The organism is Thermoanaerobacter sp. A7A, from assembly GCF_000445185.1.
GTDB lineage: Bacteria > Bacillota > Thermoanaerobacteria > Thermoanaerobacterales > Thermoanaerobacteraceae > Thermoanaerobacter.
In genome coordinates this window covers 1-4,820 of the sequence record NZ_AVAF01000126.1, presented here as the reverse complement: position 1 = coordinate 4,820, position 4,820 = coordinate 1, and the positions used below count along the sequence as shown (strand labels likewise).

4 protein-coding genes are annotated in these 4,820 nt (G+C 30.2%); 1 reads left to right on the top strand and 3 read right to left on the bottom strand.

Annotated features, from left to right (window positions below; genetic code table 11):
• Positions 1 to 51: 51 nt before the first annotated feature.
• Positions 52 to 486 carry a signal peptidase II gene (gene lspA / locus M663_RS0109890; RefSeq protein ID WP_029688800.1) on the bottom strand — a complete coding sequence of 145 codons (435 nt, stop codon included), beginning with the start codon at positions 484 to 486 and terminating at the stop codon, positions 52 to 54.
• A gap of 194 nt (positions 487 to 680) precedes the next feature.
• On the opposite strand from lspA, the gene M663_RS0109885 reads away from it, so the two are divergent.
• On the top strand, positions 681 to 1,259 hold the full coding sequence (locus tag M663_RS0109885) for a Uma2 family endonuclease (RefSeq protein ID WP_029688799.1): 579 nt from the start codon (positions 681 to 683) through the stop codon (positions 1,257 to 1,259).
• Positions 1,260 to 1,317: 58 nt separating this feature from the next.
• On the opposite strand, the gene M663_RS0109880 is transcribed toward M663_RS0109885, so the two are convergent.
• Together M663_RS0109880 and M663_RS0109875 are read right to left on the bottom strand one after the other, a co-directional pair.
• Positions 1,318 to 2,301 carry a DUF4236 domain-containing protein gene (locus tag M663_RS0109880; protein WP_029688798.1) on the bottom strand — a complete coding sequence of 328 codons (984 nt, stop codon included), beginning with the start codon at positions 2,299 to 2,301 and terminating at the stop codon, positions 1,318 to 1,320.
• Between the two features lie 126 nt (positions 2,302 to 2,427).
• Positions 2,428 to 4,820, bottom strand: a 2,393-nt coding sequence (locus M663_RS0109875; RefSeq protein WP_029688797.1) for a DEAD/DEAH box helicase, incomplete at its 5' end; no start/stop codon positions are given.

The following is a 4,820-nucleotide window of genomic DNA, read 5'->3' as shown; positions in this document are numbered from 1 at the left end:
TCATCCTCTTTTTCTCCTTGCAAAACTATCTTGTCAACTACGTTCATCTTATCACGCCTTACCTTTAAAAATCATCAAATATCCTAATATAATTGCACCTATAACAATAAAAGAATCTGCAACATTAAAAACCGCAGGGAAAAATTTAAAATCAATAAAGTCTACAACATATCCGAGTCTAACTCTGTCTATAAGGTTTCCAATAGCACCACCTAAAATCATAGCAAGTGTATAATTATACACACTATTCCCTGGCAGTTTAATCATAGAATAAATTAGCACAGCCCCTACAATTAATGTTATTATTATAAAAAAAAGAGTCTTATTCTGAAGCATACCAAATGCCGCACCTTTATTCGCCACATAAGTAAGATGAAAAAAATTCTTTATAACAGGATAACTCCCTATAGGCATAAGATATTTCACTGCAAGATACTTCGTCAATTGATCAAGAAAAACCACAAAAGCTACAATAACTATCGCCAATGCCAATTCCTCCTATGTATTCATTTGTTTTTCTAACCATATTGCTGTACGAATATATTATACAAAATAAAACATTTTAAAGCTATAGGTTTAAAATATAGTGCTAATAAGATATAATGAAATTATAGAGGAATATATACTAAATTGCATTAATTCCTCCGCAGAAATTTAATATAAATTCAGGAGTGATAATTATGGAATTCCCAATAAAACATAATATTTACACATATTCCGATTATCTTAAATTGGAAGATGGTGAAAGAGTAGAATTAATTGAGGGTAACTTTGTCGCTATGTCACCTTCACCTTCAAGAATTCATCAAAAAATAATTACAGAAGTTTCAAGGGTTATAGGGAATTTTATTAAAGAAAAAAAATTAGAATGTGAAGTTTATGTGGCACCTTTTGACGTGAGATTAATAGATGATAATGAAACGGAAGAAAATTGTAAAAATGTCGTTCAACCTGATATTTCTGTCATATGTGATAAAAATAAATTAGATGATAAAGGCTTAAAAGGTGCACCCGACTTTATAATCGAAGTCGTTTCACCCTCAAATGCTTCTGTTGATTACGTTAAGAAACTCTATTTATATGAAAAATTTAAAGTGAAGGAATACTGGATAGTAAATCCTGTTTCAAAAAATATATTTGTCTATAAATTGGATGAAAAAGGTCAATACTCAGAACCTGAAAAGTACACAATAGAAGATACTATAAAAGTTAATATTTTTAAAGAATTAGAGATAAATATCGCAAAACTTATTAAATAGCTTTGAAAGGTTTTTCCTTTAGAACTTGAGAAGTATACATAAAGTTTTTACGGTATTCTTAACCTTCCATCTCATTTAAAATTTCAGCTACATCCAAAAAATTACTATCCTCCACATAAATCTTTTGAAATTGCTTTAACGCCTTTTCTTTTTGCCCCAGTTTCCTATAAACTGTACCCAACAAATACCTATACACCTTCATCTCCTCAGTATCAGTTTTTCTCTTCCTCATCGGTCCTTTTTCTAAAACCGCTAAAGCCATATCGGGCTTATTAAGTTCTATATAACAAGCAGCCATAGCATTGATTACAGATAAACTATTCTTATACTCCTCTGGCAGAGAATTAATAACTTCTAACGCCTTTTGATATTTTCCAACCTTCATCAAAAGGTTAATATACTGGCTTTTTATATTTAAATCTTCTACATATTTGGAAAGATATTTCTCAAAGCTCTCAATAGCCTTCTCGTCTTCTTCTAAATGAACATAAATAATTCCAATATCTTTATACAAAGAAATCGCATCAGGTACAATCTCAACGACATTTAAAAAATTTTCTAAAGCATTTTTATAATCACCGCGTATATAGGCTTTTTTACCTTTATTAAAAAAAGAAGTTGCTTTTGAAACAGGTTTTTTACTTAATGTATAAGAATAAAATCCAAAAACTATAAAGCTCAAAATCCCTAATGGCATATATACAAATAGCAAAATAAGAGAAACAATAAGGATAAATCCAAGCAAAGCAGACGTTTTTTGTGATATCTCTGGGGGCATCATAAGTGAATATGAAGCACTAACATCTCCTGTTTGAGTTCTTGATATAGCATTTCCTGAAATACTATCTTTCTTTTTCTTTTTATTCAAATAATTAATACTATAAATTCCCGTCCCCGGTATACCAAAAGAAGTATAAGCCCCTTTAGGACCTACTCCTATTCTCGCTCCTCTTGTCCCAGCACTAAACCCAATACCACTTTTGCTAAAATTTATCCTAACACCTTTACCCAAACTTACACTTCTTCTAAAACGCCAGCTCACTTTTAATTATGCCTCCTCCAAAATCTATATTCAATTGAAATATATTCTATATAGGTAAAAATTATATTAATTTCTTCAACCTTAAATTAGTTATTCTTATACTTAATTCCCCATATTTTCACATTACTACAAATTAAGTTTCTCCCATATTTTTTTATACTCTGTACCCTTTAATTCATTTGTGGAAACTTGTTGCCAATTTTTATCGTTTTTGAGCCACTCTTCAACATATTTATCATTTAATTCATTAAAAGCAGCTAAATAAAGTTCTCCCAATTTATGGGCAATAGAGCGTGGTACATTATGCTTTCTCATTAATACAGCTTCATCTGTATTCACACCATAATAGATATAAGAAGGAATATTTAATATTCGTCTTTTTTCTTTATCAGATAGCTTTTCAAAATCAATACCAGAGTTAGGCATTCTTTGTATCGCAGATAACCCCCAAACCACCGCATTTGAGATAATTTTGTAAATTGCTTTTGTAGTTTTTTGAATAGCAGTTTGTAAATTATCATTAGGATAAAATTTTCTTGCTAATTCTGATATATTTTTGCCATTTACCCACTCAATAATAATCTTAGAAATAGTAGTATTGTCAAATGATTTATCATTTCGAAGTTCATCCATAAATTTTTTTATTTCATAAGTATCAAACATAAACCCAATAAACTGTTGAAGTGTTCTATTCTGTACTGAAAACAATTGATGTTTATCCCAATCTGTAGAAGTAATATTTAGTTCTGAAAGCTTTCCCATCAGTCTTCTAATTGTTACCGTTGAAAAACCTGTTTGATCAGATAAAACTACAAAATTCGGCTCTAACTGTTCAGAATGAATATATTCTCTCACTTTATTTATGAAAACTTTTTTCTTGTCTTTAGTCAGTTGCCTGAAACCAAGAGAAGAATTTAATTTTTGTTCAAGATGTATTAGTAAGCTTTCTAAATCACCCATTTCTTTGTATATATGTGAAATATACTGTAATATTGCTGACCAACGGCTATCATGAAAGAGCAATGAGGAAATATCTATATCTTGATTACTCAAAGTTTTATCTATTAAATCTATAAGTTGTGACTGTAATGTATCAATATTTTTTAAAACGTAATTTCCAATTTTTAATAATTCATTTTCACTACCCTCACTTACAATACCAACCCATCCTGGTTTTGCCTGTCCAACTCTCCCAACCCTACCAACAATGTTCCAAAAATCCCTGGCAGGTATTTCACCACTACCTCTATAATGATAAGATTTCATTATTACCAAAGAAACAGGAAAATTAATACCCTGTGCTATTGTTGTCGTCGCAATAATTATCTTAATTTTCCCTTCCTTTACATATTCCTCAATAAGAATTCTTATATCATCTGGTAGAGCAGAACTATGTATAGCTACACCTTTTTTTAAATAATTTACAAGTGGATGTTTCTCACCTAATTCTACTTTAATAAAACGAACTAATAAATCCAGCTCTGGATCATTATCAATAGAAATTGTAATTAGATTCATAAGCGCATCAGCAATTTTAAACGTTTCATCAGGTCCATCTGCTAAAATGATAATTGAATCTTCTGTATCATATATTTTTGAAGCAGCAAATGCAGCTATATCTCTTTTACTTAAAGAAGAAATAGGTTTTTCATATTTAAAAGATTCAATAATTTCAAATTCATCACCTACAAAAATAGAACCTTTTAGTGTAGATAATGTTTTTAATGAAAAATTATAATATCTTCCATTCCCTTTTGGAAATAATGCTCCAATAATTCGTTCATTAGGTTGCCACCAATTTAAAGAAAGAGAAATAGCCTTCCCCCTATCGTCTGCCAACCATCTTACAATTTCATCTGAGTTAGGAATTTCCGGTGTTAATAGTAAAAAACTTGATTCCTGACACTCATTTTTAATAGTTGCAAGAAGCAATTCAAGTGTTAAACCTCGTTCTTTATCTTCAATATTATGAGCTTCATCTACTACCGTAAGAACTAAGAGTCTCTCCGGATTTTTCCCATAACCCTGTCGAATAATTAAATTTAACTTCTCATACGTAGTTACTAATACATCAAATTGTGGACTTTGCTTATCTCTTTCCAACAATTCTTCTTCAAAAGCATCCAGCTCTAATGCTCCACTTAATCGTTCAACATAAATCCCTATCTTAGAAAAATGATTTTTTAGTTCTTTGTACGTTTGATTAATTAAAGCCCTTGTTGGAACAATATAAGCAACCCATCCTCCATTTTCTTTAAATTGATTTAGAGCAATTAATATTCGATACTCAGCAATTAACGTTTTCCCACTGGAAGTAGGTAAATTAACAAGAACTGCTTTTTTTGTAAGATTTAAAAGCTCTCCATTGATAATTGCTTCTCGCTGCGGATACAAAAATTCAAAAATACCATTTTCAGCATTTTCAGCAAGCATTTTATTAAAATCAGTAACCCAATGATTTACAGCGCTTGTCACATACCAGATAGTATTTCTTATCATTTTTCTTGCAAAAGCATCAA

Excerpts from the sequence above, each read along its gene's own strand:
- M663_RS0109885 (WP_029688799.1), top strand. The coding sequence starts at position 681 with ATGGAATTCCCAATAAAACATAATATTTACACATATTCCGATTATCTT.